At 30.8% G+C, this 25,582-nt stretch carries 23 protein-coding genes and 1 pseudogene; 12 read left to right on the top strand and 12 right to left on the bottom strand.

Going from position 1 to position 25,582, the window contains the following annotated elements; genetic code table 11:
* Positions 1 to 6: 6 nt before the first annotated feature.
* The 4 genes from ispH (at position 7) to BUA82_RS04290 (ending at position 3,952) form a co-directional block, all read left to right on the top strand.
* Positions 7 to 873: a 4-hydroxy-3-methylbut-2-enyl diphosphate reductase gene (gene ispH / locus BUA82_RS04305; RefSeq protein WP_143148563.1), complete on the top strand. Its 867-nt coding sequence runs from the start codon at positions 7 to 9 to the stop codon at positions 871 to 873.
* Positions 866 to 1,924 (top strand): 30S ribosomal protein S1, encoded by a 1,059-nt coding sequence (locus tag BUA82_RS04300; RefSeq protein WP_073004965.1) that lies wholly within the window; start codon positions 866 to 868, stop codon positions 1,922 to 1,924. The genes ispH and BUA82_RS04300 overlap by 8 nt, the downstream gene beginning before the upstream one ends.
* A gap of 99 nt (positions 1,925 to 2,023) precedes the next feature.
* Complete coding sequence (locus BUA82_RS04295; RefSeq protein WP_178140681.1) at positions 2,024 to 3,064, top strand: CotS family spore coat protein; 1,041 nt, start codon at positions 2,024 to 2,026, stop codon at positions 3,062 to 3,064.
* 9 nt (positions 3,065 to 3,073) lie between these two features.
* Positions 3,074 to 3,952 carry a GNAT family N-acetyltransferase gene (locus BUA82_RS04290; protein ID WP_073004964.1) on the top strand — a complete coding sequence of 293 codons (879 nt, stop codon included), beginning with the start codon at positions 3,074 to 3,076 and terminating at the stop codon, positions 3,950 to 3,952.
* A gap of 19 nt (positions 3,953 to 3,971) precedes the next feature.
* On the opposite strand, the gene BUA82_RS04285 is transcribed toward BUA82_RS04290, so the two are convergent.
* The 3 genes from BUA82_RS04285 to BUA82_RS04280 all read right to left on the bottom strand — a co-directional run bounded on the left by BUA82_RS04285 (position 3,972) and on the right by BUA82_RS04280 (position 6,603).
* Positions 3,972 to 5,168, bottom strand: coding sequence for a pyridoxal phosphate-dependent aminotransferase (locus BUA82_RS04285; RefSeq protein ID WP_073004963.1), 1,197 nt, complete (start codon positions 5,166 to 5,168; stop codon positions 3,972 to 3,974).
* A gap of 22 nt (positions 5,169 to 5,190) precedes the next feature.
* On the bottom strand, positions 5,191 to 5,349 hold the full coding sequence (locus BUA82_RS20600) for a hypothetical protein (protein ID WP_207650273.1): 159 nt from the start codon (positions 5,347 to 5,349) through the stop codon (positions 5,191 to 5,193).
* Between the two features lie 69 nt (positions 5,350 to 5,418).
* The gene (locus BUA82_RS04280) at positions 5,419 to 6,603 is read right to left on the bottom strand and encodes an aminotransferase-like domain-containing protein (protein WP_073004962.1); all 1,185 of its coding nucleotides are present in this window, start codon (positions 6,601 to 6,603) and stop codon (positions 5,419 to 5,421) included.
* Positions 6,604 to 6,848: 245 nt separating this feature from the next.
* On the opposite strand from BUA82_RS04280, the gene miaB reads away from it, so the two are divergent.
* The 6 genes and pseudogenes from miaB to BUA82_RS04250 all read left to right on the top strand — a co-directional run bounded on the left by miaB (position 6,849) and on the right by BUA82_RS04250 (position 15,343).
* On the top strand, positions 6,849 to 8,183 hold the full coding sequence (gene miaB, locus BUA82_RS04275; protein WP_073004961.1) for a tRNA (N6-isopentenyl adenosine(37)-C2)-methylthiotransferase MiaB: 1,335 nt from the start codon (positions 6,849 to 6,851) through the stop codon (positions 8,181 to 8,183).
* A gap of 54 nt (positions 8,184 to 8,237) precedes the next feature.
* Positions 8,238 to 10,880: a DNA mismatch repair protein MutS gene (mutS, locus tag BUA82_RS04270; RefSeq protein WP_073004960.1), complete on the top strand. Its 2,643-nt coding sequence runs from the start codon at positions 8,238 to 8,240 to the stop codon at positions 10,878 to 10,880.
* 12 nt (positions 10,881 to 10,892) lie between these two features.
* Positions 10,893 to 12,742, top strand: a pseudogene (gene mutL, locus BUA82_RS04265) (DNA mismatch repair endonuclease MutL).
* 34 nt (positions 12,743 to 12,776) lie between these two features.
* Positions 12,777 to 13,706 (top strand): tRNA (adenosine(37)-N6)-dimethylallyltransferase MiaA, encoded by a 930-nt coding sequence (miaA, locus tag BUA82_RS04260; RefSeq protein WP_073004959.1) that lies wholly within the window; start codon positions 12,777 to 12,779, stop codon positions 13,704 to 13,706.
* A 47-nt stretch (positions 13,707 to 13,753) separates the two neighbouring features.
* Positions 13,754 to 14,008: an RNA chaperone Hfq gene (gene hfq, locus BUA82_RS04255; protein ID WP_073004958.1), complete on the top strand. Its 255-nt coding sequence runs from the start codon at positions 13,754 to 13,756 to the stop codon at positions 14,006 to 14,008.
* Between the two features lie 57 nt (positions 14,009 to 14,065).
* The gene (locus BUA82_RS04250; RefSeq protein ID WP_073004957.1) at positions 14,066 to 15,343 is read left to right on the top strand and encodes a methionine gamma-lyase family protein; all 1,278 of its coding nucleotides are present in this window, start codon (positions 14,066 to 14,068) and stop codon (positions 15,341 to 15,343) included.
* Between the two features lie 211 nt (positions 15,344 to 15,554).
* Here the strand turns inward: BUA82_RS04250 and lexA are convergent, their stop codons facing one another.
* Positions 15,555 to 16,163: a transcriptional repressor LexA gene (gene lexA, locus BUA82_RS04245; RefSeq protein ID WP_073004955.1), complete on the bottom strand. Its 609-nt coding sequence runs from the start codon at positions 16,161 to 16,163 to the stop codon at positions 15,555 to 15,557.
* 147 nt (positions 16,164 to 16,310) lie between these two features.
* Here lexA and BUA82_RS04240 point away from each other — a divergent pair, with 147 nt between their 5' ends.
* Positions 16,311 to 16,550 (top strand): hypothetical protein, encoded by a 240-nt coding sequence (locus BUA82_RS04240; RefSeq protein ID WP_073004953.1) that lies wholly within the window; start codon positions 16,311 to 16,313, stop codon positions 16,548 to 16,550.
* 231 nt (positions 16,551 to 16,781) lie between these two features.
* Here the strand turns inward: BUA82_RS04240 and BUA82_RS04235 are convergent, their stop codons facing one another.
* Together BUA82_RS04235 and purB are read right to left on the bottom strand one after the other, a co-directional pair.
* A complete protein-coding gene (locus BUA82_RS04235; RefSeq protein ID WP_073005156.1) occupies positions 16,782 to 17,771 on the bottom strand; it encodes a tyrosine recombinase XerC in 990 nt (329 codons plus the stop codon).
* Between the two features lie 502 nt (positions 17,772 to 18,273).
* The gene (gene purB, locus BUA82_RS04230) at positions 18,274 to 19,704 is read right to left on the bottom strand and encodes an adenylosuccinate lyase (RefSeq protein WP_073004951.1); all 1,431 of its coding nucleotides are present in this window, start codon (positions 19,702 to 19,704) and stop codon (positions 18,274 to 18,276) included.
* Positions 19,705 to 19,832: 128 nt separating this feature from the next.
* Between purB and BUA82_RS04225 the strand changes: the two genes are divergently transcribed.
* Positions 19,833 to 20,057 (top strand): DUF378 domain-containing protein, encoded by a 225-nt coding sequence (locus BUA82_RS04225; RefSeq protein WP_073004949.1) that lies wholly within the window; start codon positions 19,833 to 19,835, stop codon positions 20,055 to 20,057.
* Between the two features lie 37 nt (positions 20,058 to 20,094).
* On the opposite strand, the gene BUA82_RS04220 is transcribed toward BUA82_RS04225, so the two are convergent.
* From BUA82_RS04220 to recA, 6 genes are all read right to left on the bottom strand, one after another.
* Complete coding sequence (locus BUA82_RS04220) at positions 20,095 to 20,355, bottom strand: HPr family phosphocarrier protein (RefSeq protein ID WP_073004947.1); 261 nt, start codon at positions 20,353 to 20,355, stop codon at positions 20,095 to 20,097.
* Between the two features lie 103 nt (positions 20,356 to 20,458).
* On the bottom strand, positions 20,459 to 20,917 hold the full coding sequence (locus BUA82_RS04215) for a PTS sugar transporter subunit IIA (RefSeq protein WP_073004944.1): 459 nt from the start codon (positions 20,915 to 20,917) through the stop codon (positions 20,459 to 20,461).
* A 50-nt stretch (positions 20,918 to 20,967) separates the two neighbouring features.
* Positions 20,968 to 22,161, bottom strand: coding sequence for a pyridoxal phosphate-dependent aminotransferase (locus BUA82_RS04210; RefSeq protein WP_073004942.1), 1,194 nt, complete (start codon positions 22,159 to 22,161; stop codon positions 20,968 to 20,970).
* 135 nt (positions 22,162 to 22,296) lie between these two features.
* Entirely contained in the window at positions 22,297 to 22,557 is a 261-nt protein-coding gene (locus tag BUA82_RS04205; protein WP_072991331.1) for a stage V sporulation protein S, read from the bottom strand.
* A gap of 162 nt (positions 22,558 to 22,719) precedes the next feature.
* Positions 22,720 to 24,267: a ribonuclease Y gene (gene rny / locus BUA82_RS04200; RefSeq protein WP_073004939.1), complete on the bottom strand. Its 1,548-nt coding sequence runs from the start codon at positions 24,265 to 24,267 to the stop codon at positions 22,720 to 22,722.
* 199 nt (positions 24,268 to 24,466) lie between these two features.
* Positions 24,467 to 25,528, bottom strand: a complete 1,062-nt coding sequence (gene recA / locus BUA82_RS04195; protein WP_073004937.1) for a recombinase RecA — start codon at positions 25,526 to 25,528, stop codon at positions 24,467 to 24,469.
* Positions 25,529 to 25,582 lie beyond the last annotated feature (54 nt).

Genomic DNA, 25,582 nt, shown 5'->3' with positions numbered 1-25,582 from the left:
GTTTAAATAATGCCTAATATCATTTTAGCCAAGAAAGCTGGTTTTTGTTTTGGTGTAAAAAGAGCGGTGGATGAAGCTTTGAACTGCCAAAAAGAAAAATCAAAAAAGATATATACCTTAGGTCCATTAATACATAATAAAGATGTAGTATCTGAGTTAGAGGGTAAGGATATTCATTCTATTACTATGGAAGACATTAATATGCTTCAAAAAGACGATGTGATAGTGATACGTTCTCATGGAGTTTCAAAAGCTACCATAGACCTCTTAAAAGAAAGGCATTTAGATATAGTAGATGCCTCTTGTCCTTATGTTAAACATATCCATAATATAGTGCAAAAGTATTATGAAGATGGATATCAAATAGTAATAATTGGAGATGAAAATCATCCTGAAGTGATAGGCATTAATGGATGGTGCAATAATTCTGCTATAATTTTAAATCAAGGGGAAGTAAAGACAAAGCTGGCTAGAAAAGTATGTGTGGTATGTCAAACCACTGAAAGACAGGAAAATTTTAAGAGAGCAATTAATAGCATCGCTGAGGAGTGTAAGGAATTTGTTGTATTCAACACCATATGTTCCGCCACTGAAGAAAGACAAAAAAGTGCAGCTGAGCTGGCAGGACAAGTAGATATAATGATTGTAGTGGGAGATAAAACCTCTTCAAATACAAATAAACTTTATGAAATATGTAAAAACAAATGCCATAAAACCTTTCATATTGAAAATCATTTAGAATTAAACAAATTCTTTCATAAAGATATAGATATAAGCAATATGAATATAGGAATAACAGCTGGAGCTTCTACACCAGATAATGTTATAAATGAAGTTATAAGTAAATTAAAAGGAGATGTCTGCAATGGATAATAATGAACAATTAGACTATATGAATAATAATTCAACTAAGATATTTATAGGAAAAGAGCTTCAAGGTAAGATAATCTCAATTAATAATGAAGGATTATATATAGCTTTACCAGGCTATAAAAGCGATGGGTTTATACCTAAGAATGAAATATTTACTGAAAAAAGCAAAGATTTTAGAGATATGTATGCATTAGGAGATACCATTGAAGCTAAAGTTTTAAATATCAATAATTCAGAAGGTTATGTTCTTTTGTCTAACATTGAAATAGTAAAAGAAAAGTCTTTAGGTGAAGTAAAAGAAAAGTATAATAATGGAGAGCCTTTAGAGGTATATGTACAAGAAGCTATAAAAGGCGGATTAATATCTAGATACAAGGAAGTACCGGTATTTATTCCTGCATCTCACGTTGAAATATATAGGGTTAATGATCTAGATAAGTATGTAGGACAAAACTTCCAAATTAAAATTATTGAGTTCAAAGAAGAAAGACATAAAACAAAGCTAGTAGGTTCTAGAAGGGAATTACTTCAAGAACAAAAAAATATTGAAGAACAAGCAGCTTTAGAAAGATTAAACCCAGGTGACGTAGTTACAGGTAAGGTTAAGAACATATTAGATTATGGTGCTTTTGTGGATTTAGATGGTATTGAAGGCTTAATACACATATCAGAACTTAGCTGGGGTAAAGCCAAGATAAAAAATATGTTTAAAACTAATGATGAAGTAACTGTAAAAGTAATAGATGTGGATAAGGAAAATAAAAAAGTTTCACTTAGTATTAAGGCTTTAAGTGAAGATCCATGGTTAAATATAGAGGAAAAATATCCGGTTGGAAATATAACTATGGGTAAAATAGTTAGATTTACTGATTTTGGAGCATTTGTAGAGCTAGAGCCAGGAGTAGATGCTCTAATGCATATATCAAAAATCAGTAATAAAAAGATTAATCATCCTAGCGAAGTTTTAAATATAGGAGAGGTTATAAAAGCAAATATCGTTGAAGTTGATAGTGAGAAAAAGAGAATATCACTAAGCATGAAAGATTTATAATAGTTTTAAGGGGAGGTTTTTTAAAACCTTCTCTTTTTTGTAATATTAAGTAATAATAAAAATATAAATATTATAAGCAATGTAATCAGGAGGATTTATGTGATTTCCTTTACATGTATTTATGACGAAAATATTATTGATACTGAAAGAGTAATCCTAGGTAAAGTGTTAAAAAATTATGAAATAAGTATATTAAGTGTTCACAAAAAACGAAGTGCTTATAAGATAACGGCAAAAGAAGGTATATTTTGTTTAAAACGTATGAAACATGGTGAATATAAAGTAAAAAATGGCTTTATACTTACCGAGGAATTATTTAAGGTAGGGTTTGATAAGATTGCTAAGTATATTTTAACAAGAAATAAAAAGTTATATGTAAAAGAAGCTGGCTATATATTTTATGTTACCACTTGGATTGATGGTATAGAAAGCAATTTAAATACTTTTGATGAAGTTGAAAGCTGCGTTAAGCTTCTTGCAGACTTCCATATATATTCAAATAAAATAAATACAAAAAGCCTGCTTATAAAAGATTACTCTAATAGATGGATAAGTACCTACGAGAAAAAATTAGGAGATCTAAAGAAATATCAGTATATTATTAAAAATAAGATATTAACATCAGAATTTGATAGATTATACCAGCAGGAAATTTTAGACCAATATAATTATGGAAAGTTTGCCTTAGATTTAATTAGATCTTGTGATTATAATAAAATTATCACCTTAGAAAAAGGGTTGTGTCATGATAGCTTTTATTATCAAAATATAATAAAAAAAGATGATGTTTATTATTTAATCGATTTAGATAGCATTATTATAGATATTCAGATAATAGATTTAGCTAAATTAATACAAAGACTTATGTTTAGTCATAATTATAAATGGGATTTTGAAAAAGCAAGGTGTATAATAGAAGCATATAGCTCTGAAAAAAAATTAACTAAGTTAGAATTAAAGTTAATTTTAGCTGCTATAGCATTTCCTCATAGATTTTGGAAGTTAGGAAAAAAAAGATATGTTAAAACTAATAACTGGTCAGAAATAAGGTTTATGAAAAAAATAAAAAAGATATACAAATATAAGAAAAGATATGAAACTTTTTTAATAGAGTTTCAGCAGTATATTAATTTACTATAAGAGGTATGTATGGTCGTAATAGAACAAGTAAATAAAAATAATAAAGAAAAACTTCATAATTTTCTTCTTAAAGCCAAGGAGTTTAATGAGTTAAACGAAGATTTTTACAGTGAGTTTAAAAAGTTGGATTTTTTTACCATACTAAAGCTTAAGAAAAAAGTATTTTTGTTTAAGGATGATAAGGAATATATAGGCTTTATATGGATAGAAAGAACCAATGAAAGACTATTTAAGATATTATCCTTATATCTAGAGGATATTAAGGAGAGTATTGAACTAAAACATATATTATATTTTTTACATGGTAACCATACGGTTTATTATGAATGCCGTTTAAACCATGAAAATAAAATGGCCTTAGAAAAATTAGGCTTTATTAGAAAAAATCACTCCATAGAAATGAAAAGATTAGCAGAAGATTTAATGGAGGACACTGAAGATAATTCAAATATACAATATAGAATATTTCAAGAAAATATAGATGAAAGAAAAAGATGGAAACTGCAGAATGAAATTTTTAAAAGTGATAAGAGAATTCCATTAAGCTTAAAAGATATAATAGATGATGAGTTTCAAAGTTATTATATAGAAGGTGCAGGATACTTTATATTAGTGGATGGTAAGTATATTGGATATGGACAATTAATAAAGCATGATTATGAAGATTCTGCTTTATTAGTTAACTTTGGAATTATTCAAGAATATAGGCATAAAGGTTATGGAAATTTATTTTTGAGTTACATTCTTTCACAGGGAAAGATTATTGGATTTAATAATATTTATTTAAGGGTAAATCCTGATAATATAGATGCTATTAAATTATATAGCAATGCAGGCTTTAGAACTTATAGTAATATATTTAGTTATGAATATATGCCAAAAAAATAGAGGTAAAACCTCTATTTTTTTATACATATATTTTTTTATATTCTAAAAGACCTTTAATCAGTATATTTGCTGCATCTTTTAAGTCTTGCTGATTTACACAATAAGATAATCTAACTTCATCCTCACCTAAACCTTCTGTAGCATAAAAGCCTGAGGCAGGTGCTATCATTACGGTCTTATTATCTATAGAAAACTCCCTTAAAAGCCAAGTTGCAAAATGATCTGAATCTTTTATGGGCAATTTTGCAATGAGATAGAAAGCTCCTGTAGGTTTTTGACATATAATATCAGGAAGAGTTTTTAAGCAATCAAATAGAATATCTCTTCTATTTGCATATTCTCTATTAACTTCATAAAAATAATCTTTTGGTGTATTAATAAGGCCAGCTGCAGCAACTTGCTCAATGGTAGGAGAGCATAATCTGGATTGACTTAGTTTTAATGCAGTATGCATCAAGGTTTTATTTTTTGAAATCATGGCACCTATCCTTGCCCCGCAAGCACTATATCTCTTAGAAATACTATCTATAATTATTATTCTATCCTCTGCTTCAGTAAATTCTAAGGCAGAAACAGCTGTAAGATCATCATAAACAAACTCTCTATATACTTCATCGGAAATAAGATATAAGTCATTTTCCATAGCAATTTCCACTAGCATTTTAATTTCTTCTCTAGTATATACTACACCAGTAGGGTTACCAGGGTTTGATATTAAAATTCCACGAGTTTTAGGGCTAATCTTACTTTCTATTTCACTTTTAGATGGAAGTCTGAAACCATCTTCTGCAAAAGTTTTAAAAGGAACAACATTTACAGAGGCAATATCACTGAAGCTGTTATAGTTAGTATAAAAAGGTTCTGGTATAATTATTTCCTCACCGGGATCACATATGGTGAGCATGGCAAATAACAAGGCTTCACTACCACCGTTGGTTATTAGAATTTCGTCTTTGTTTAAATTGAATCCTAGGTTATTGTAGTACTTTATAAAGCTGTCTAAAAGGCTAGGAATACCCTTTGAATCGGTATAAGCTAATACCTTTGAATCAAAGTTCTTAATGGATTCAAAGAATACAGAAGGAGTTTCAATATCTGGCTGGCCTATGTTTAATCCAATTACTTTAAGCCCTTTACTTCTAGCCTCGTCAGCATATTGATTTAATTTTCTAATAGGTGAAAATTGCATACTTTCTATTCTTTTTGATAAATTCATGAATAATATCCCCCTCATATAATTAAAAAAATAGATTTTCTGTTGGAACTCCTGAAGTTTTAACATTTATTATACCATTACTTTTATCATAACCATAATATGGTCTATCCATGATTATGGATGATTTTGAAACTAAAGTATTATTTGTTTGTTCTTTCTTTTTATCATACATAATAATCATCACTCCTTATATATAATTTTTCATATAAGGAGTGATTTTATTTGCCCCAATTATTAGTTTTTGTTTAAATTAATAATATTTTTTTAATACATTACCTAATCTTTCTATACCTATAATTATTTTATCCTCTGGCATGTTTGAATAATTAAGTCTAAAATAATTATGTTTACCACCATTAGGGAAGAAGGATGCGCCAGGAACGAAAGCAACCTTTTCTTCTAATGCTTCGCGTAAAATATCTGCAGAGTTCATATTTTCTTTAAGTTCTACCCAAGTAAATAAACCACCCTTAGAATGGGTAAACTTAATTTCCTTTGGAAAATACTTAATCATGCTATCTATCATGGTGTTTCTTCTCTTTTTGTACACTTCAATAATTTTATTTATATGATCATCTAAGCTATGTTTTTCCATGTAATGTGCAACTATTCTTTGATCTATGGTACTACACTGCAGGTCGGCACCTTGTTTAATCATAATATATTTTTGTAATACATCTTCGTGAGCATAAATCCATCCAATTCTAAAGCCTGGACAGAAAGTTTTTGAAAAGGTACCTAGCTGAATTACATATCCATTTTTGTCAAAGCTTTTTATGGAAGGGTTAACACTGCCTTCTAAGGCAAGCTCTCCATAAGGACTATCTTCAATGATAGGTATGTTATATTTTTCAGCTAATTCCACCATCTTTTTTCTTCTTTCTACAGATAAGGTTATACCTGTAGGGTTTTGATAGTCAGGAATGGTGTATATAAACTTAGCATTAGGATATTTTATTAAAACCTCTTCTAGCTTTTCTATTACTATACCATCTTCGTCCATAGGAACCTCTACAAAGGTAGGCTGATATGCTTTAAAAGCATTTATAGCTCCTAAATAGCTTGGACTTTCACATATTATTACGTCGCCCTTGTTTATAAATAATTTTCCTGAGAATTCAAGTGCTTGTTGAGATCCACTGGTTATTAATATGTTCTTAGGAGAGGGGTTATCTAAATTACCTTTAATTCGCTGCTCACAGATGATTTCCCTTAATAAAGGATAGCCTTCTGTAGCACTATACTGCAATGCTGATTTACCTTGGTCCTGTATAACATTGTAGGCAATTTCTTTTATATGATCTAATGGAAACAATTCTGGAGCAGGTAGTCCACCAGCAAAAGAAATAATATCAGGTTGCTCTGTAAGTTTTAAAAGCTCTCTAATTTCGGAAGCCTTTATGCCTTGCATTCTTTCAGAATAATTAAAATTCATATGTTTACCCCCATTGTATTATTTTTTTTATATTTATTATGTCTGTCCCTCTAAGTATATAATAACATGAAACCATTTTCAGAATAATAAGTAAATTAACAATATTTGAATAATGTTTTTACTTTATTTACTACTTTTTATATACATAGTATCAGAAATATTAAGTTTTAAAAATAACTTTAAAAAATTTATTAAATTATATATAATTATAAAGATAGATAATATATAAAAAAAGGGGTATATGAATGATTCAAGAACAAATGCCAAAATACTATATTGAAACCTGGGGTTGTCAAATGAATGAAGAAGATTCTGAGAAGCTTGCAGGAATGTTGAAAAATATTGGATATACTGATACTCTTAATAGAGAAGAAGCATCCATAATAATATTTAATACTTGCTGTGTTAGGGAAAATGCAGAATTAAAAGTGTTTGGAAACTTAGGAACACTAAGAAAGCTAAAAGAAAAAAATCCTGACTTAGTAATAGCGGTATGTGGTTGTATGATGCAGCAAAAAGGTATGGCTGAAGATATTGTTAGAAGATTCCCTTATGTGGACATAGTTTTTGGGACTCATAATGCATATAAGTTCCCAGAGTATTTAAATAGAGTTAAGCAAGAAAATGTTGTAGTTAAAGAAATAATGGATAAAGAAACTGAAATTATAGAAGGTATGCCTATAGAGCGAAAAAGCGATGCTAAAGCTTATGTTACTATAATGTATGGCTGTAATAACTTTTGTACATATTGCGTAGTCCCATATGTAAGAGGAAGAGAACGCAGTAGAAAGCCTGAAGATATAGAAAATGAAATAATTGAGCTTGTAAATGAAGGGTATAAAGAAATTACTTTATTAGGTCAGAATGTTAATTCTTACGGAAAAGGCTTAGACCCTGAAATTACTTTTGCTGATTTATTAAAGAGGATAGATAAGATACCTGGCCTTGAAAGACTAAGATTTATGACTTCACATCCTAAAGACTTATCTGAAGATGTAATAAAAGCCATAAAAGAAGGGACTAAAATTTGTGAGCAGATTCATTTACCAGTACAAAGCGGATCTTCAAGAATCCTTAAAATAATGAATAGAAAATATACCAGAGAAGATTATCTTAATTTAATTAGAAAAATTAAAAAAGAAATTCCTGATGTGGCTATTTCTACTGATATAATTGTAGGTTTCCCAGGAGAAACTGAAGAGGACTTTGAAGAAACTTTAAGCTTAGTAAAGGAAGTTGAATTTGATTCAGCATATACCTTTATATATTCTCGAAGAAAATATACTCCTGCAGATAAGATGGAAGATCAAATAGATGATTCTGTTAAGCATGAAAGGTTTAATAGGCTTATTGAAGTAATAAATGAAGCTTCTGCAAAGAAGAATAAAGAGTATGAGGGTAAAGTGGTAGAAGTACTAGTAGAAGGAGAAAGTAAAAACGACAGTACAAGGCTTATGGGAAGAACAAGAACAGGAAAGCTTGTAAACTTTGCAGGGGATAAAGAAAGCATTGGAAGTCTTGTAAATGTGAAGATAACCAAAGCTCAATCCTTTTCTCTTAATGGTGAAGAAATAAAGTAGTTAAAAAGCTCTTTAAATAAGAGCTTTTTAAATTTATTATAAGGGGGTGCGATAATGGCTTTAACACCTATGATGCAGCAATATTTTGAGATTAAAGAAAATTATAAAGATTGCATATTGTTCTTTAGACTTGGAGATTTTTATGAAATGTTCTTTGAAGATGCAGAAGTTGCTTCCAGAGAGCTAGAGCTTGTATTAACAGGAAGAGACTGTGGTCTGGAAGATAGAGCCCCTATGTGTGGAATACCCTATCATGCTGCTAATTCTTACTTAGTAAGGCTTATAAGCAAAGGGTATAAGGTTGCAATATGTGAACAGGTTGAAGATCCAGCTTTAGCTAAGGGCATTGTTAAAAGAGATGTAATAAAGGTGGTTACTCCAGGTACCTTTAATGAAGGAAATTTTCTTCATGAGGATAAAAATAACTTTATAATGAGCATTTATACGGATAAAGATAAGGATTTAGCCTCCATTAGTTATGTAGATATATCTACAGGAGAGTTATATACTACAGAATTTATAATGGATTATCAAAAGATAATAGATGAGATTTATAAGGTAATGCCTACGGAAATCATATTAAATGAAAATATATCATCAAAGATATACGAGGAAATTGCAAATTTATCTACTATTTACATAACAAAAAAACATCATGATTTCTTTACTGAAAAGGCTTCTGAAATTGTTCTTAAACAATTATCTACCAAAGAATTTGAAAATACCACCATGCTTTACTCTATAACGGCTATACTTAACTATATATTGGATACTCAAAAAACTTCATTGTCCAATGTAAATAATGCTCAAGTATATAGTACAGAACAATATATGGCTATGGATATTAACTCTAGAAGAAATCTTGAGATTACAGAAACTATAAGAGAAAAGAGTAAGAAGGGTTCTTTATTATGGGTATTAGATAAGACAGTTACCTCTATGGGCAGCAGAACCATGAGGAAATGGGTAGAACAGCCTCTTCTTAGTAAGCAGCATATAGATCTTAGGCTTAATGCAGTGGAAGAATTAAAAGATAATCTGAAGCTGTCTGAGGAATTACAGAGCACATTAAAGAAAGTTTATGATATAGAAAGGATCTCTGGTAAAATTGCTGCAAAGAATGTAAATGCTAGGGAGCTTTTATCCCTTAAAAATTCTATTGTAAATATTCCTTATATTAAAGAGGTATTATCTAATTTATCCTCTCCATTATTTAAAAATATTAATAATGGTTTAGAGGATTTAAATCACATTTCTACTTTAATAGGAAATGCTATACAGGAAGAGCCTTCAGTAACTTTGAAAGAGGGCAATTTAATTAAAACTGGTTATGATGCTGAAATAGATGAGCTAAGAGCAGCAAAAATTAATGGTAAAGAGTGGATTGCAAATTTAGAAATTAAAGAGCGAGAAATTACTGGAATTAGGTCCTTAAAAGTTGGATTTAATAAGGTGTTTGGTTATTATATAGAGATAAGTAGGGCTAATTATGCGTTAATACCTGAAGGAAGATATACTAGAAAGCAGACCTTAGCCAACGCAGAAAGATTTATAACCGAAGAGCTTAAAGAAATGGAGAACAAAATTCTAGGAGCTGAAGAAAAATTAGTACAATTGGAGTACGAAGCTTTTGTTAAAATAAGGGATTCCATAGAAAAAGAGATATTTAAGATAAAAAAATCTTCTAAGCTCATTGCAGAAATAGATTGTATTTTATCTTTGGCTTTAGTAGCCAGGGAAAATAAGTACACAAAGCCTTCTATAAATGAGGAGAACATAATTGAAATCAATGAAGGCAGGCACCCTGTAGTGGAAAAAGTAATACCCAAAGGTACCTTCATAAGCAATAACTGCTTATTAAACTCTAAAGATTATCAGCTTTTACTGGTTACAGGACCAAATATGGCGGGAAAATCTACTTACATGAGGCAGGTAGCTTTAATATCCATTATGGCGCAAATAGGTAGCTTTGTACCTGCTAAAAAAGCTAATTTATGCATTAATGATAAAATATTTACCAGGATTGGAGCCTCCGATGATTTGGCAGGGGGTAAAAGTACCTTTATGGTAGAAATGTCTGAAGTATCTAATATACTAAGATATGCTACACAAAACAGTTTGGTTTTATTAGACGAAGTGGGTAGGGGAACCAGTACCTACGATGGACTTAGCATAGCCTGGTCAGTAATAGAATATATATGCTCAAAAAGTGATTTAAAGTGTAAAACATTATTTGCAACGCATTATCATGAATTAACTAAGTTAGAAGATAAGATGGAGGGAATTAAAAACTTTTCTGTTGCTGTTAAAGAAGTTAACAATAACATAGTGTTTTTAAGAAAAATTATTAGGGGAGGGGCAGATCAGTCTTATGGAATAGAAGTTGCTAAACTGGCTGGACTTCCTGAAGAGGTTATAATAAGAGCAAAGGAAATATTAGCTAACTTAGAAGCTTCATCTAAAGAAGATATAAATGGTAATAGTACCAGGGAGATTAATAATGGCAAAGTGGAGAATAATAGAGCTAAGGCTTCTAAGAAAGCTGTACATAATGAAGGTGTACAATTAGGATTAATGGATATGGAAAAAGATAGCTTTATAAAAGATATATCTAATATAGACATAATTAACCTTACTCCTATGGAAGCTATTAATATATTATATAAACTTAATAAAGATTCCAAATCTTTACTTTAGGTGGTGATGTATATGGATAGGATTAATTTATTAGATAGTGAAATATCTAATAAAATAGCTGCAGGTGAAGTGGTGGAAAGACCAGCTTCTGTAGTAAAGGAACTTATTGAAAATAGTATTGATGCTGGTGCAAAACATATAGATATAGAAATAGAAAATGGGGGACAAAGCCTTATAAGGGTAATTGATGATGGAATAGGTATACACCCAGAGGATATAGAAAAAGCATTTTTACCCCATGCTACCAGCAAAATAAGTAATATAGAGGATCTTTTTAAAATATTAACCATGGGGTTTAGAGGGGAAGCTTTGCCAAGTATAGCATCTGTGTCTAAAATAAGCTTAGCTTCTAAGCAGAAGGATATATGTTAAGCGGCAAGGAGATTTCTTTTCATGGAGGCATTAATAATGGCTTTAAAGAAGAAGCTATGAATGAAGGGACCTTGATAGAGGTTAGAGATTTATTTTACAATGTTCCTGCAAGAAAAAAGTTTTTAAAATCCATGGCTAGAGAAACAGCATTAATAGGAGATATAATAAATCGAATTGCTTTATCTCATGCTGATATTGCTTTTTCTTTTACTAATAACGAGAAACTTCAGTTTAATAGCTATGGAAATGGTAATATAATCGATGTAATAAGAAAAGTCTATGGAAAAAATACCTGTGATAATCTTATAAAATTTCAAAGGTATGGAGATGAATTATCCGTATATGGATATATAGGAAATTCTGAAATAAGCAGAGGTTCTAGAAATAATCAATCTATATTTGTTAATAAAAGATTCATTAAAAGCAGGCTAGTTACTGCAGCGGTGGAAAATGCCTTTAAATCCTTTGCTACCATAAATAAGTTCCCATTCTTCGTAATATATATTGATATATATCCAGAACTTATAGATGTAAATATTCATCCTTCAAAATCTGAAATAAAATTTAAAGATGAAAGATTTATTTTTAAATTCATATTTGATAGCGTACATGCTGCAATAAAAGAATCTGTAAAAGAAAGCTTTATGTTGCCGGAAGAAGCAGGTTATGAGCAAACAGACACCACTGAAGAGTTAACCTTTAATTTTAACAATCTTCAAAACCATACTATAAGAGAGGCGACTAATCCGTTAGATTATCCTTTACAAAAGGATGATAGTGTTTATGATATAGCTCATAATATTAGAGAAAAGAGTATAGTAGATATACCTGTAGATCTTTCCAAGGACACAAATAAAGCTTTGGAGTATATAATTGATAAGCAGCATGATAATACTAAGGAAGCGGCAAAGTTTCCAGATATTAAAATCATCGGTCAATTTGATAAAACTTATATCATTGGTGAACAAAGCAAAAACCTTTATCTTGTAGATCAACATGCAGCTCATGAAAAGATAATGTTTGAGAAATATACTAGGGAAATTAAAAATCACAAGGTGGTTATACAACCATTACTAATTCCGGAAGTAATAGAACTTAATATAGATGACTACTCTTATTTTATGGAAAACTTAGAAATATTTAAGACAGCAGGATTTAATGTGGAGGAATTTGGAGATAATACTATAGTTATCAAAGAAGTACCTTATGTTATAGGTAAATCTAAGACTAGGAATTTATTTTTAAGCATCCTGGATAATTTAAAAAACTTAGGATCTGGTAAAACAGAAGAATATAAATATGATACCATTGCCAGGATGGCGTGCCGTTCTGCGGTTAAAGCTAATGAGGAGTTAACCATGGAGGAGATGAAATCCCTATTGGAGGATTTGAGATATTGTGATGAACCCTTTAACTGTCCTCATGGAAGACCTACCATAATTAAACTAACATTATATGAACTTGAAAAATTATTTAAAAGAATTCAATAACATCATAAATATTATGTAAACTGGAGTTAAAACAATGAAGAAAAAACTTGTAATTATTACCGGGCCAACCGCAGTAGGGAAAACAGATGCTTCACTTTTATTAGCAAGTAAGCTTAATACTGAAATAATATCGGCAGATTCAATGCAGATATATAAATACATGGATATAGGTTCTGCTAAAGCTTCCAAGGAAGAACGTAATTTAATAAAGCATCATTTAATAGATATAGTAGATCCTAAAGAGGAATTTAGTGTTTCAGATTATAAGGTAAGGGCTCAAGGTATAATAAAAGAGATGCATTCAAAGGATAAGATACCTGTTTTAGTAGGAGGCACTGGTCTATATATAGATTCATTAATTTGTAATCTTACCTTTACAGAAAGCGCCAAGGACGCAGATTATAGAATTTATTTAGAAGGATTGGCAAAAGAGCAGGGGAATAATTACATTCATTCTATGCTTAAAGATATTGATTTAGAGAGCTATAATAATATTCATCCCAATAATTTAAAAAGAGTAATTAGAGCTTTGGAAGTATATAAATTATCAGGTAAGCCTTTTAGTTCTTTTAAGGAAGAGGATATTTATACTTCTGAATATGATATATTTTATTATGTACTTAATATGCAAAGAGATAAGTTATATGATAGAATTAATGAAAGAGTGGATATAATGATAGAAAATGGCTTGGTGGATGAAGTTAAATGGCTTATGGATTATGGATGTGATAAAAATATGCAATCTATGAAGGGCATAGGTTATAAAGAAGTGCTGCAATACTTAACTAAGGATATAACTTTGCCACAAGCGGTGGAGATGATTAAAAAGGGTAGTCGTAACTATGCCAAAAGGCAGCTAACTTGGTTTAGAAAAGACCCTAGAGCAAACTTTATCCACAAGGATGCTTATGCTAATGAAGAAGCAATAGTAAATAAGATTTTAAGTGACATTGATAACCACTAGGGTTATAATATATTTAAAAAATTATATTTTGATATGGAGGTTTATTTATGAACAAGACTGCTAATAATTTACAAGATATTTTTTTGAATGGTGCAAGAAAGAATAGAATACCTGTTACTATATATTTAACTAATGGATTTCAACTAAGAGGTAATGTAAAAGGATTTGACAGTTTTACAGTAGTTTTAGACTGTGATGGGAAACAGATGTTAATATATAAACATGCCATATCAACTATAACACCTGTAAAGCCAATTTTATTTAATAATAATGCAAATGAAGATATGAATGACAACAATTAAATTATTAGGCAAATCTAAGTGGATTTGCCTAAATTTTTGTCTTTGTGGAGGGAAACTATGTTAGACATAACAAAAGATTTATTAATGAAAGAATATAAACTTAATGATAATATATTTAATTTATTTGACAAAGCTTTAGAAGATATTAAAATGCAATGCCAGGAATTAGATAGTATAAAAGAGTTTAATCAATTGAAAGTAATAAATGCATTTCAACAGGAGAGGATTAGTGAATCACATTTTACCAATTCTTCAGGGTATGGATATGGTGATATAGGAAGAGACACTTTAGATGCGGTTTATGCTCGTATTTTTAATACTGAAAGCGCTTTAGTTAGACCTCATTTTGTAAATGGTACTCATGCTATAACAGCTGCTTTATTCGGTAATTTAAGACCAGGGGATACTATGCTAGCAGTTTGTGGCAAGCCTTATGATACCTTAGATAATGTCATAGGAATTACAGATGGTGAAGATATTGGTTCATTAAAAAACTTTGGAGTAAAATATAAGCAGATAGACCTTACTTCCAAGGGTGAAGTTGATTTTGAAAAAGTTAGGAAGGCATTAGAAGAAGATAAAAGCATAAAGCTTGTGCATATACAAAGATCTACTGGATATGGCTGGAGAAAAGCACTACAAATTTCTGATATTAAAGAAATAAATGAGCTAGTTAAAAGTATAAGCCCTGAGGTTATTACTTTTGTTGATAACTGCTATGGTGAATTTGTAGATACCCTAGAACCTACAGATGTAGGCGTTGATTTAGTAGCTGGATCCTTAATAAAGAATATAGGGGGAGGCATAGCTCCTACAGGAGGGTATATCGCTGGTAAAAAACAATATGTAGATAATGCCGCCTATAGGTTAACCGTTCCTGGAATAGGAGGGGAGTGCGGTTCAACTTTTGGTGTTATGAGACAATTATATCAAGGATTATTCTTAGCTCCTCATATAACCATGGAAGCAGTGAAAGGAGCCATACTTTGCTCAAGAGTTATGGAACTTTTAGGCTTTGAAGTACTTCCTGCTTATAATGATAAGAGAAGCGATATTATACAAGCTATTAAATTTAATGATAAAGAAAAGCTCATTAATTTTTGCAAAGGCATCCAAAAAGGATCACCTATCGATTCCTTTGTGGAATGTGAACCTTGGGACATGCCAGGCTACAAAGATCAAGTAATCATGGCAGCAGGAGCCTTTGTACAAGGTGCCTCCATAGAACTATCCTGTGATGCCCCCATTAGAGAACCCTACATTGCATACCTCCAAGGTGGACTAACCTTTGAACACGTTAAGATAGGGCTGATAAAGGCAATTAATAATTTATAATTCTAAATTGTTAATTTAATTTAAAATTTAGAATTTAGAATGTAGAATGAAGGATATTTTTCTGATGAAAAGAATCAGAAAAATTTAAATTAATATATAAAAAGAAGCTTCTTTTAGAAGCTTCTTTTTATTATCAAATTCGAAGAAACTCTGCGAGTTTCTACCTTCGTTTTAAATTCTAAATTCTCAAGTTATTAAAATCCCTTGGATTTTAATAACTTCTGTATACCCCTACAAGTTTTCCAAGTATAGTGCACTCTTTAACTATAATGGGATCCATGGTTTTATTTTCTGGTTGAAGTCTAATGTGATCATTTTCTTTATAGAAGGTTTTAATAGTAGCTTCATCTTCAATTAAAGCTACAACTATTTCTCCATTTTCTGCAGTGGCATCTTTTTCGATGATAGCATAGTCACCATCTAATATTCCTGCGTCTATCATGCTTTGGCCTTTAACCCTTAAGATAAATAAATCTCTATCATGCTTTATATAATTCATTGGAAGGGAAAAGAAGTCCTCAATATTTTCAGTAGCAAGAATAGGCATACCTGCTGTAACATTACCTACAATAGGTATATCTATAAGCTCTTTTCTTATAGAAGAAAACTCTGCTATTTCCAGTGCTCTAGGTTTTGTAGGATCTCTTTTAATTAATCCTTTTTTCTCTAAACGTTTTAAGTGTCCGTGAACTGTAGAAGTGGATCTTAGCTCTACTGCTTCACATATTTCTCTTACAGAGGGAGGATATCCCTTAGATTCAGTATATTGCTTTAAAAATTCATAAACTTCTTTCTGTTTATCTGGTTTGACATCAGTCATATATGCTTCACCTCACTATTATTTTCATTATAGCATACTATTTTTCCAGAATCAAACTTATGTTCTCATTTTGTTGATTTTTTATTTTATCTCTGATATAATATAAAAAGTTCTACAGGCAGATGCCGTTATTATAGGAGGGATAGTATGAATAAAAAGGATCATAACATATTCCAAGATTTAAAAGACGTGGATGAATTAGAAGATATAGAAATTCTCGATGATGAGTTAAACAATACTTATGAAGAAGATGAAGAAGAAACACCTTGGGAGCTCATAGAGGACATTGATGGCCTAAGTGATCTTTTAGAAGATGAAGAAAATCTAGAAGAATACTTCGTAGAAGAATTCCCAGGACTATACAGACTAAAGAAAATTGAGAATTGAGAATGTAGAGTTTAATTTAAAATGTAGAATTTAGAATGCACAAAAATAATTTAAAATTTAGAATTTAAAATGTAGAATGAAGGATAATTTTCCTGAAAAAGAGTCAGAAAAATTTAAAACTAATACATAAAAAGAAGCTCCCTAGGGAGCTTCTTTTTATAATGATATAATATTCTTTGAAACTCTGTGAGTTTCTTCCTTCATTCTCAATTCTAAATTTTAAATTCTCAATTACTCCAATCCACTGAGTGGATTGGAGTTCACTGCTTCTCTTAGCCGTTCATCGTCTACGTGAGTGTATATTTGTGTGGTGGATATATTTTCGTGGCCTAGGATCATTTGCAGGCTTCTTATATCTACGTTACCATGCTTGTACATTAGAGTTGCGGCGGTATGTCTTAATTTGTGAGGGGTATATTTGCTTTCATCTAAGCCGGCTATGTAAATGTGTTTTTTCACTAATCTTTCCACGGAACGTTTATTTATTCTTCTGTTTTTAGAGCTTATAAATAAAGCGTTTTTTTCATTATCGGGTACCTTTGATGCATCTCTTACTCTTAAATATTCATCTATAGCCCTAAGACAGGCTGAGTTTAGGTATATGGTTCTTTCTTTATTTCCTTTACCTATGATGCTTAGGGTATCGCCTTTAATTTTATTTATGTCTATGCTGCACAGCTCGGACAATCGCATGCCGCAGTTTAAAAATAAAGTTAAAATACAATGATCTCTATAATAATTTTTGTCTGAGGCATCCATGGAAAGTAAAAGCTTTTTACTTTCATCCAGGGTGAGGTACACGGGGTTTCTTTTATCTATTTTAGGAGATTCCAGCTCTGCAGCGGGGTTTTCATCTATAATCTTTGCCTTGCCGTGTAGGTACTTAAAAAAAGACTTTAAAGTAGCTACTTTTCTGGCTTTGGCGTAGTTGCCATTGTTTCTATATTCCTCTGAAAAAGCGATAAAAGCATATAAATCTGATAATTTAATCTTTCTAATGAATACATTATCTATATCATCTATAGGAATTTTTTCAAAATCTATATCATCCTTTATGGCACCTTTATACAATTTTATAAACCTAAAAAACATAGTAAGATCAATTTTATAAGCCCTCACTGTATTTGGCGATTTTCCTTTAATGGTAGATAAATAATTAAGGAATTCATTCATGGCATCAGGTAATGTATTTATTTGTATAGACTTAATGGAATATTTCATTTTAAACATAAACCTCCTTAATTATTAATAGGGTGGTATGCCTATATAATAAACTAAAATTTGCTAAGAGTAAATGAAATTTTAGCTCTAACGTCGCTAAATGTATATTTAGCGACGTTATTTATGCGTTAAAAAATAGAGAAATTCATCATTTTCACTCTCTCCTTCTCTTTTATTATACTACAGTTATGGATTTATGCAAATTTTATCTTTTTAAAAATATTATAATCATAGTATTCTACATTTAAGTGATTTTAAAATCAATATTTTTGACAAAAAGCACTTAACATTAACATTTATGTTTAAATAAATCTAATTATAGTATTTTGTAAATATTTTTGCTATACATATAACTTGAATAATTATTTAAATTCCTTAATGTTTATAATGTTAGTTAAATGTTATTTATTGTAAAAGTCATAATGTTTAACAAATTTTATGGATATCCACAGGTAAATTGTGGAAAACAAAAACACCCAGCTTTTAACTGGGTGTTTTCATCTTATACTAAAACTTCTGAATTAATACCTATTAAGTCTTTATTACTATTTATTATTGGATTTACTATGTTTTCAATAAAGTCTATTACTTGATTAGGAGCGCGTCCTATAAAATTATTTGGATTTAAAATACTTTCAATCTCATCTTTATTCATATTAAAGGAGTTATCTTTTATTATTCTTTCTATGAGGTCATTAGGTAGTCCTAAAGTTTTAACCTGTTTTGCCGCAGCCATAGAATGTTCTCTTATTCTTTCGTGTAGATCTTGTCTGTCTCCTCCTCGCATTACACATTCCATTAGGATATTTTCTGTAGCCATAAATGGAAGTTCATTGTTTACGTGAGTAGAAATCACCTTTTCGTATACTACAAGATTTTTAGAAATATTAATATATAAGTTTAATACTCCATCCAGCGCTAAGAAAGCCTCAGAAACAGCTATTCTCTTGTTAGCTGAATCATCTAAAGTTCTTTCAAACCATTGTGTGGAGGCTGTAATGGCAGGATTTAATGAATCTACTATAACATATCTTGCTAATGCTCCCATTCTTTCAGAACGCATAGGATTTCTTTTATAAGCCATAGCAGAGGAACCTACCTGTTTTTCTTCAAAAGGTTCTTCAATTTCTTTCATGCTTTGTAAAAGACGAATGTCATTACTAAATTTATAAGCACTTTGTGCTATTTCTGATAATGTATTTAAAATAATGGAATCTACTTTTCTTGGGTAAGTTTGACCTGTTACAGCGTAACTCTCACTAAATCCCATTTTATTTGCTACTATTTTATCTAGCATTTTAACTTTATCTTCATTATTGTCAAACAAAGCCATGAAACTTGCCTGAGTACCGGTGGTTCCTTTAACTCCTCTTAACTTTAACTTAGATATAGTAAAATCTAAGTTTTCTAGATCTAGTACAAGATCTTGGATCCAGAGGGTGGCTCTCTTACCTACAGTAGTTAGTTGAGCGGGTTGGTAGTGGGTAAAACCTAATGTGGGAATATCTTTATATTTTTTTGCAAAATCAGATAGTTGTAAAATCACATTTATGAGTTTTTTCTTAATTATTAAAAGAGCTTCCTTCATTATTATTATGTCAGTATTGTCTCCTACAAAACAACTAGTAGCTCCTAGATGAATGATTTTTTTTGCATTAGGACATTGTAAACCATAAGCATAAACATGACTCATTACATCATGCCTTATTTCTCTTTCTTTTTCTTCTGCAGCTTCGAAATTAATATTATGTATATTACTCTTTAACTCACTAATTTGCTCATCTGTAATGTCAAGTCCTAGCTCTTTTTCTCCTTCCGCCAATGCGGTCCATAACTCTCTCCAAGTAGTAAATTTCTTTTCATCTGAGAATAGGTAACTCATTTCCTTAGAAGAATACCTTGAATTTAAAGGGGTGTTATATTCAGTTCTCATCAGCCTACCTCCATGCGTATTGTAATATTCAACAAATGTATTATATCATATTTTAGAATGATAATAGTTCTATTTTTTATAGAGTTTAATATAATTTATTAAGTTATATAATGTTTGGAGGAGTAGGAATGTATAAATTAAGTCTACTAGATAAGATATCTTTTATTTTGGTTTTAATAGGAGCTATTAATTGGGGTTTAATAGGAATAGCTAATCTAGATCTTGTTGAACTCATATTTGGAAGCTTACCTATCTTACAAAGAATAGTTTATATATTAATTGGTGCTGCCGCAATTAATTTAATTCTCTTATTATTTAGAAGCAAATCCATTAATATGAAATTTAAAAAATAAGAGTAAAAAAAGAGATCACAACTTGTGATCTCTTTTTTTACTCTTCTAGAGAACTAATTAATTTAACGATTTCTTCTACTGCTAATGTTTCATCATCGCCTGAAGCTATAACATTAACCTTGGAATCTTTTGTTACCCCTAAGGATAATACTCCGATAAGACTTTTTACATTAGCTTTTTTTCCGTTAAACTCAATACTTATATCAGATTTAAAGGATGAAGCTTTTTTTACTAATAATGTTGCTGGTCTAGCATGTAAACCAGTGGCATTTTTAACTACGACTTCTTTAGCTACCATTCTATACACCTCTTTGCTTAAATTATTTTATGTTATTTTATTTATAATAAAATATGTAACTATTTTATTATAACATTATTATTCATAAATTCAATACTTAAAGTTATTTAAGGGTAATATGAAGAAATTCTTGTTTTGATTTAGAAGCATGATAATCTACTTCTATAGATTCAATTAGTTCTGAGTTAGTTATTACTACAGGAGTGGTGGTGGAAGATTTTAATTCAACATATTCTCTATCAAAAAATAGAATTTTATCTCCAGCCTTTACTTTATCTCCTACTTTTACATAAGAGGCAAATCCCCTGCCTTCTAGCTTAACTGTATCCAAACCTACGTGAATCATTATGTTCAGTCCTTCTGGAGACTTAATTGCGATAGCGTGCTTAGCTTCATATACTAATGTTATTTCTCCATCTATAGGTGAATATACAAAGTTATCTTCAGGCTTAATAGCAATTCCATCACCTAACATTTTGTTATTAAATAAGTAGCTATTTACCTCTGATAATGGGATCACCTTTCCGTCGATGGGTAAAATTAAATTTACTTCTTTATTCATTATGATACCTCCAAAAACATTTAGTCGTAAAGTTTCAATATATATTATTACTATTTAATACTATTAATAAATTTTTTTATTCTACAAATACCTTCAATTATGTTATCCTCCGAAGTGGCATAAGATAATCTTATATAATTATCTAAACCAAAAGCTACGCCTGGTATCACTGCTACTAGGTGTTTCTCCAGCAATATTTCTGAAAAATCCATGGAGTTTTTAATAGTAACACCCTCAGCTGTTTTACCTAAAACATTAGCTATGTTAACCATAACATAAAACGCTCCATCTGGTACGATAGTGCTTATATTTTTAATTTTTGAGAGTTCTTCTATCATAAGATCTCTTCTAGTACTAAAGGTTCTCACCATTTCATGAAGCTTGTCCTGAGGACCTGCTAATGCTTCTAAAGCAGCGTATTGTGCTATACTAGTAGGATTTGAAGTGGTATGACTCTGTATGCTGCTCATTAGAGATATAATATCTTTGTTTCCTGCAGCATAACCAATTCTCCAACCAGTCATGGCATAAGATTTAGATACTCCATTAATTACTACGGTTCTAGAGAAAGAATCTTCACTTATACTTGCTATACTTTCATGTTTATAGTTTCCGTAGATAAGTTTTTCGTATATTTCATCTGATATGATAATTAAGTCGTGTTTTTTTGCAAATTCAGCAAGCTCAATTAACTCTTTGTGATTGTAAATAGTCCCTGTAGGATTATTAGGACTATTAATCAATATAGCTTTAGTATTCTTAGTAACTTTTGATTCTAAAGTTTGCACATCGTACTTATAATTGTTATCCTTATTACCTTCTACAAATACAGGTACACCATAATATAACTTTATAAGTTCCGGATAGCTAACCCAGTATGGAACTGGTATAAGAACCTCATCACCGGGATCTAAAATCGCTTGAAATAAATTAGATAAACACTGTTTAGCTCCTGTGGAAACTACAATTTGATTCTCGCTATATGAGAGATTATTATCTTGCAATAATTTTTTGCATATAGCTTTTTTTAGCTCAATAATTCCTGAAGCAGGAGTATACTTAGTCTTACCTTCCCTGATAGCTTCTATAGCAGCATCCTGTATATTTATAGGTGTGTTAAAGTCTGGTTCCCCAGCACCAAAACTAACAACATCTAATCCTTGCTGCTTCATTTGTTTCGCTTTAGCGGTAATTGATAAAGTAACGGATGGAGAAAGTGTTTTTGCCACCTGTGATAACTTCATTTTAATTGCCCCCGATTGTTAAATTTTAATATTTTTATTTATTAATTTCATATACAAAATTAATATCACTTTAAATATAACATTTAAAACTATACATGTAAATATTATAAATAAAAGGGCACCACGCCCTTTTATTTATCTAGGTTGGACAATAAGCTTTATTGCTGTTCTTTCCTCACCATCTATTTGTATGTCGGTAAAAGCTGGAACACATACAATGTCTTTACCACTGGGGGCTACAAAGCCTCTTGCAATGGCAATAGCCTTAACAGCTTGATTTATTGCACCTGCTCCTACAGCCTGTATTTCTACAATATTTTTTTCTTTTATAATTGCGGCAAGAGCGCCTGCTACAGAATTTGGATTGGATTTTGTTGAAACTTTTAATACTTCCATTGTGGATTCCCTCCTAATACACTAAGCTTTGCTATAATATCGTTTACATAAATGTATATATTGTTACATATTAATATATTCTACATAGGTTTTAAAAAACCTTTGGATTTTATCACAAAATTAAAAAAATACATTTTGTTTTCACAAAATGTATTTTTTAACTTATTTTGCATAATCAATAGCACGGGTTTCTCTGATTACGTTTATTTTTATTTGACCTGGGTATTCTAATTCGTTTTCAATGGTCTTTACTATGTTTCTAGCCATTTCAACAGAGCCTGCATCATCTACTATTTCTGGCTTAACCATAATTCTTATTTCTCTACCAGCTTGAATAGCAAAAGATTTCTCAACACCTTCATAGGAATTCGCTATTTCTTCTAACTTTTCTAATCTCTTAATATAAGCTTCTAAAGTTTCACGTCTTGCACCTGGTCTTGCAGCAGATATAGCATCAGCTGCTTGCACTAAAACTGCTTCTAAAGATTGCATTTCTACATCTCCATGATGAGCAGCAATGGCATTTACAACTATAGGTGATTCATGATACTTTTTAGCTAAATCTCCACCTATAAGGGCATGAGGTCCTTCATATTCGTGATCTACAGCTTTTCCTATATCATGTAATAATCCAGCTCTCTTTGCTATAGTAGGATCTAAACCTAGCTCTGAAGCCATTAAACCTGCTAAGTAAGAAACTTCTATGGAGTGCTTTAGTACATTTTGGCCATAACTAGTTCTGTACTTTAGTCTTCCTAGTAACTTAATTATTTCTGGGTGAACTGCATTTATACCTGTTTCAAAGGTAGCTTGCTCACCTTCTTCTTTAATTTCGTTGTCAAGGTCTTTTTTAGCTCTTTCTACCATTTCTTCAATTCTTGCAGGATGTATTCTACCATCTACAATTAATTTTTCAAGAGCCAGTCTTGCTACTTCTCTTCTTATAGGATCAAAACTTGAGAGTATAACAGCTTCTGGAGTATCATCGATTATTAAATCTACCCCCGTTAATGTTTCTAAAGTTCGGATATTTCTACCTTCTCTTCCTATTATTCTACCCTTCATTTCATCATTTGGAAGGGTAACAACATGAACTGTGGTTTCTGATACATGATCAGCAGCACATCTTTGTATTGCTGTAGTAATAATTTCTCTAGCCTTTTTATCAGCTTCTTCTTTAGCTTTGGATTCCACTTCTTTTATCATTACTGCTGCATCGTGCTTAATCTCTCTACTAATTTCATCCAATAAAATTTGTTTTGCTTCTTCAGTTGATAATCCAGAAATTCTTTCTAATTCTTGTCTTTGTTTATTGTATAAACCTTGAATACTATCTTCAAGATTTTGAATTTCTTGAGACTTTTTGTTTAAAGAGTCCTCTCTTTTTTCTAGCAAGTCACTTTTTTTGTCTAAAGATTCTTCTCTTTGAATAAGTCTTCTTTCAAGCCTCTGGATTTCATTACGTCTTTCTCTTGTTTCCTTTTCAAAATCTGATCTTAATCTGTGAACCTCTTCTTTTGCTTCAAGAATAGATTCTTTTTTCAATGCCTCTGATTGTTTTTTAGCATCTTCAAGTACTGCCTGAGTTTCTTCCTCTACCTTAACAATTTTTTGTTTTGATAGTTTCATTCTTATTTTAAATTCAATAAATAGGACAATACTGAATATAACTATAACAATTGCAGGATATAATAGTTGCTCTATTTTCATTAAAAACACCTCCTTAGTATCTTGTGTAACCATAGCATGTTATAACACAAGCTTCAAAAGGTGTATCATTGCACAGCAACTTATTGAATATGATAAACCAGTATTTGTATCCATTTTATATTAAATTTTTATTAATGTCAATATAGCTTTAAGCATACAGTTATTTTCACAGAAAAAAACCGCAAACAAGTTTGCGGTTTTACTTTTTATCTTCCTTTTTCTTTACTTCAGCCTTTTCTTCTGTGGCTGCAACCTCTTGGGATATAGGAAGATTATGTTTTTTTCTAATTAAGGTGTCTATTTCTAAAGCAATAACTGGATTATCTTTTAAAAATTGTTTAGCATTTTCTCTACCTTGGCCTAATCTTGTATCATTATATGAGAACCAAGCACCGCTCTTTTGAACTATTTCTTCTTTTACACCTACATCTAATATATTACCTTCTTTTGATATACCACCATTATACATTATATCAAATTCAGCTTGCCTAAATGGAGGAGCTACTTTATTTTTAATAACTTTTACTCTAGTTCTATTTCCGATTATTTCTTCACCTTGTTTTATGCTGTCAATTCTTCTTACATCTAATCTTACAGAAGAATAAAACTTTAAAGCCCTTCCACCAGGAGTTGTTTCTGGGTTACCAAACATTATTCCTACTTTTTCTCTTAACTGATTTATAAAAATAGTAACACATTTTGACTTGCTTATAGTACCTGCAAGCTTTCTTAAAGCTTGAGACATCAGTCTAGCTTGAAGACCAACGTGGGCGTCTCCCATTTCCCCTTCTATTTCTGCCCTAGGCACTAGAGCGGCTACAGAGTCTACCACTATTACATCAATGGCATTTGAACGAACCAATGCTTCAGCAATTTCAAGTGCTTGTTCACCTGTATCAGGTTGTGATACCACTAAATTATCTATGTCTACACCTAAGGCTTTGGCATAGCTAGGATCTAACGCATGCTCTGCATCTATAAATGCTACTGCACCATTAAGTTTTTGAGCTTCTGCTGCGATGTGAAGTGCAACGGTAGTTTTACCAGAGGATTCTGGTCCATAAATTTCAATTATTCTGCCTCTAGGAACACCACCTATTCCTAGTGCGATATCTAAGTCTAAAGATCCAGTAGGTATAGAGTCAATATTTAATATGCTATGCTCACCTAATTTCATTACAGAACCTTTACCAAATTGTTTTTCTATCTGTCCCATAGCTACTTCAATTGCTTTAATTTTTTCGTTATCCATATTACCCATTTGGGTCACCATCCTCTCACGAACGTCTGTTCTACTATATTATAAAGTATTAAA

It is taken from the genome of Clostridium amylolyticum (assembly GCF_900142075.1).
Taxonomy (GTDB): Bacteria; Bacillota; Clostridia; order Clostridiales; family Clostridiaceae; genus Clostridium_AA; species Clostridium_AA amylolyticum.
The sequence above is the reverse complement of the archived record's forward strand: the minus strand, read 5'-3'. Positions and strand labels throughout refer to the sequence as shown.

What these genes read in the sequence shown, in the direction of transcription:
- mutS (WP_073004960.1), top strand. Translation starts at nt 8,238, where the DNA reads ATGGCTTTAACACCTATGATGCAGCAATATTTTGAGATTAAAGAAAAT.
- BUA82_RS04250 (WP_073004957.1), top strand. Translation starts at nt 14,066, where the DNA reads ATGTTAGACATAACAAAAGATTTATTAATGAAAGAATATAAACTTAAT.
- BUA82_RS04280 (WP_073004962.1), bottom strand. Translation starts at nt 6,603, where the DNA reads ATGAATTTTAATTATTCTGAAAGAATGCAAGGCATAAAGGCTTCCGAA.
- BUA82_RS04300 (WP_073004965.1), top strand. Translation starts at nt 866, where the DNA reads ATGGATAATAATGAACAATTAGACTATATGAATAATAATTCAACTAAG.
- BUA82_RS04235 (WP_073005156.1), bottom strand. Translation starts at nt 17,771, where the DNA reads ATGAAATATTCCATTAAGTCTATACAAATAAATACATTACCTGATGCC.
- lexA (WP_073004955.1), bottom strand. Translation starts at nt 16,163, where the DNA reads ATGACTGATGTCAAACCAGATAAACAGAAAGAAGTTTATGAATTTTTA.
- BUA82_RS04240 (WP_073004953.1), top strand. Translation starts at nt 16,311, where the DNA reads ATGAATAAAAAGGATCATAACATATTCCAAGATTTAAAAGACGTGGAT.
- miaB (WP_073004961.1), top strand. Translation starts at nt 6,849, where the DNA reads ATGATTCAAGAACAAATGCCAAAATACTATATTGAAACCTGGGGTTGT.
- hfq (WP_073004958.1), top strand. Translation starts at nt 13,754, where the DNA reads ATGAACAAGACTGCTAATAATTTACAAGATATTTTTTTGAATGGTGCA.
- BUA82_RS20600 (WP_207650273.1), bottom strand. Translation starts at nt 5,349, where the DNA reads ATGATTATTATGTATGATAAAAAGAAAGAACAAACAAATAATACTTTA.
- purB (WP_073004951.1), bottom strand. Translation starts at nt 19,704, where the DNA reads ATGAGAACTGAATATAACACCCCTTTAAATTCAAGGTATTCTTCTAAG.
- rny (WP_073004939.1), bottom strand. Translation starts at nt 24,267, where the DNA reads ATGAAAATAGAGCAACTATTATATCCTGCAATTGTTATAGTTATATTC.
- miaA (WP_073004959.1), top strand. Translation starts at nt 12,777, where the DNA reads ATGAAGAAAAAACTTGTAATTATTACCGGGCCAACCGCAGTAGGGAAA.
- BUA82_RS04290 (WP_073004964.1), top strand. Translation starts at nt 3,074, where the DNA reads ATGGTCGTAATAGAACAAGTAAATAAAAATAATAAAGAAAAACTTCAT.
- BUA82_RS04210 (WP_073004942.1), bottom strand. Translation starts at nt 22,161, where the DNA reads ATGAAGTTATCACAGGTGGCAAAAACACTTTCTCCATCCGTTACTTTA.
- BUA82_RS04220 (WP_073004947.1), bottom strand. Translation starts at nt 20,355, where the DNA reads ATGGTAGCTAAAGAAGTCGTAGTTAAAAATGCCACTGGTTTACATGCT.
- BUA82_RS04285 (WP_073004963.1), bottom strand. Translation starts at nt 5,168, where the DNA reads ATGAATTTATCAAAAAGAATAGAAAGTATGCAATTTTCACCTATTAGA.
- BUA82_RS04205 (WP_072991331.1), bottom strand. Translation starts at nt 22,557, where the DNA reads ATGGAAGTATTAAAAGTTTCAACAAAATCCAATCCAAATTCTGTAGCA.
- BUA82_RS04225 (WP_073004949.1), top strand. Translation starts at nt 19,833, where the DNA reads ATGTATAAATTAAGTCTACTAGATAAGATATCTTTTATTTTGGTTTTA.
- recA (WP_073004937.1), bottom strand. Translation starts at nt 25,528, where the DNA reads ATGGGTAATATGGATAACGAAAAAATTAAAGCAATTGAAGTAGCTATG.
- BUA82_RS04215 (WP_073004944.1), bottom strand. Translation starts at nt 20,917, where the DNA reads ATGAATAAAGAAGTAAATTTAATTTTACCCATCGACGGAAAGGTGATC.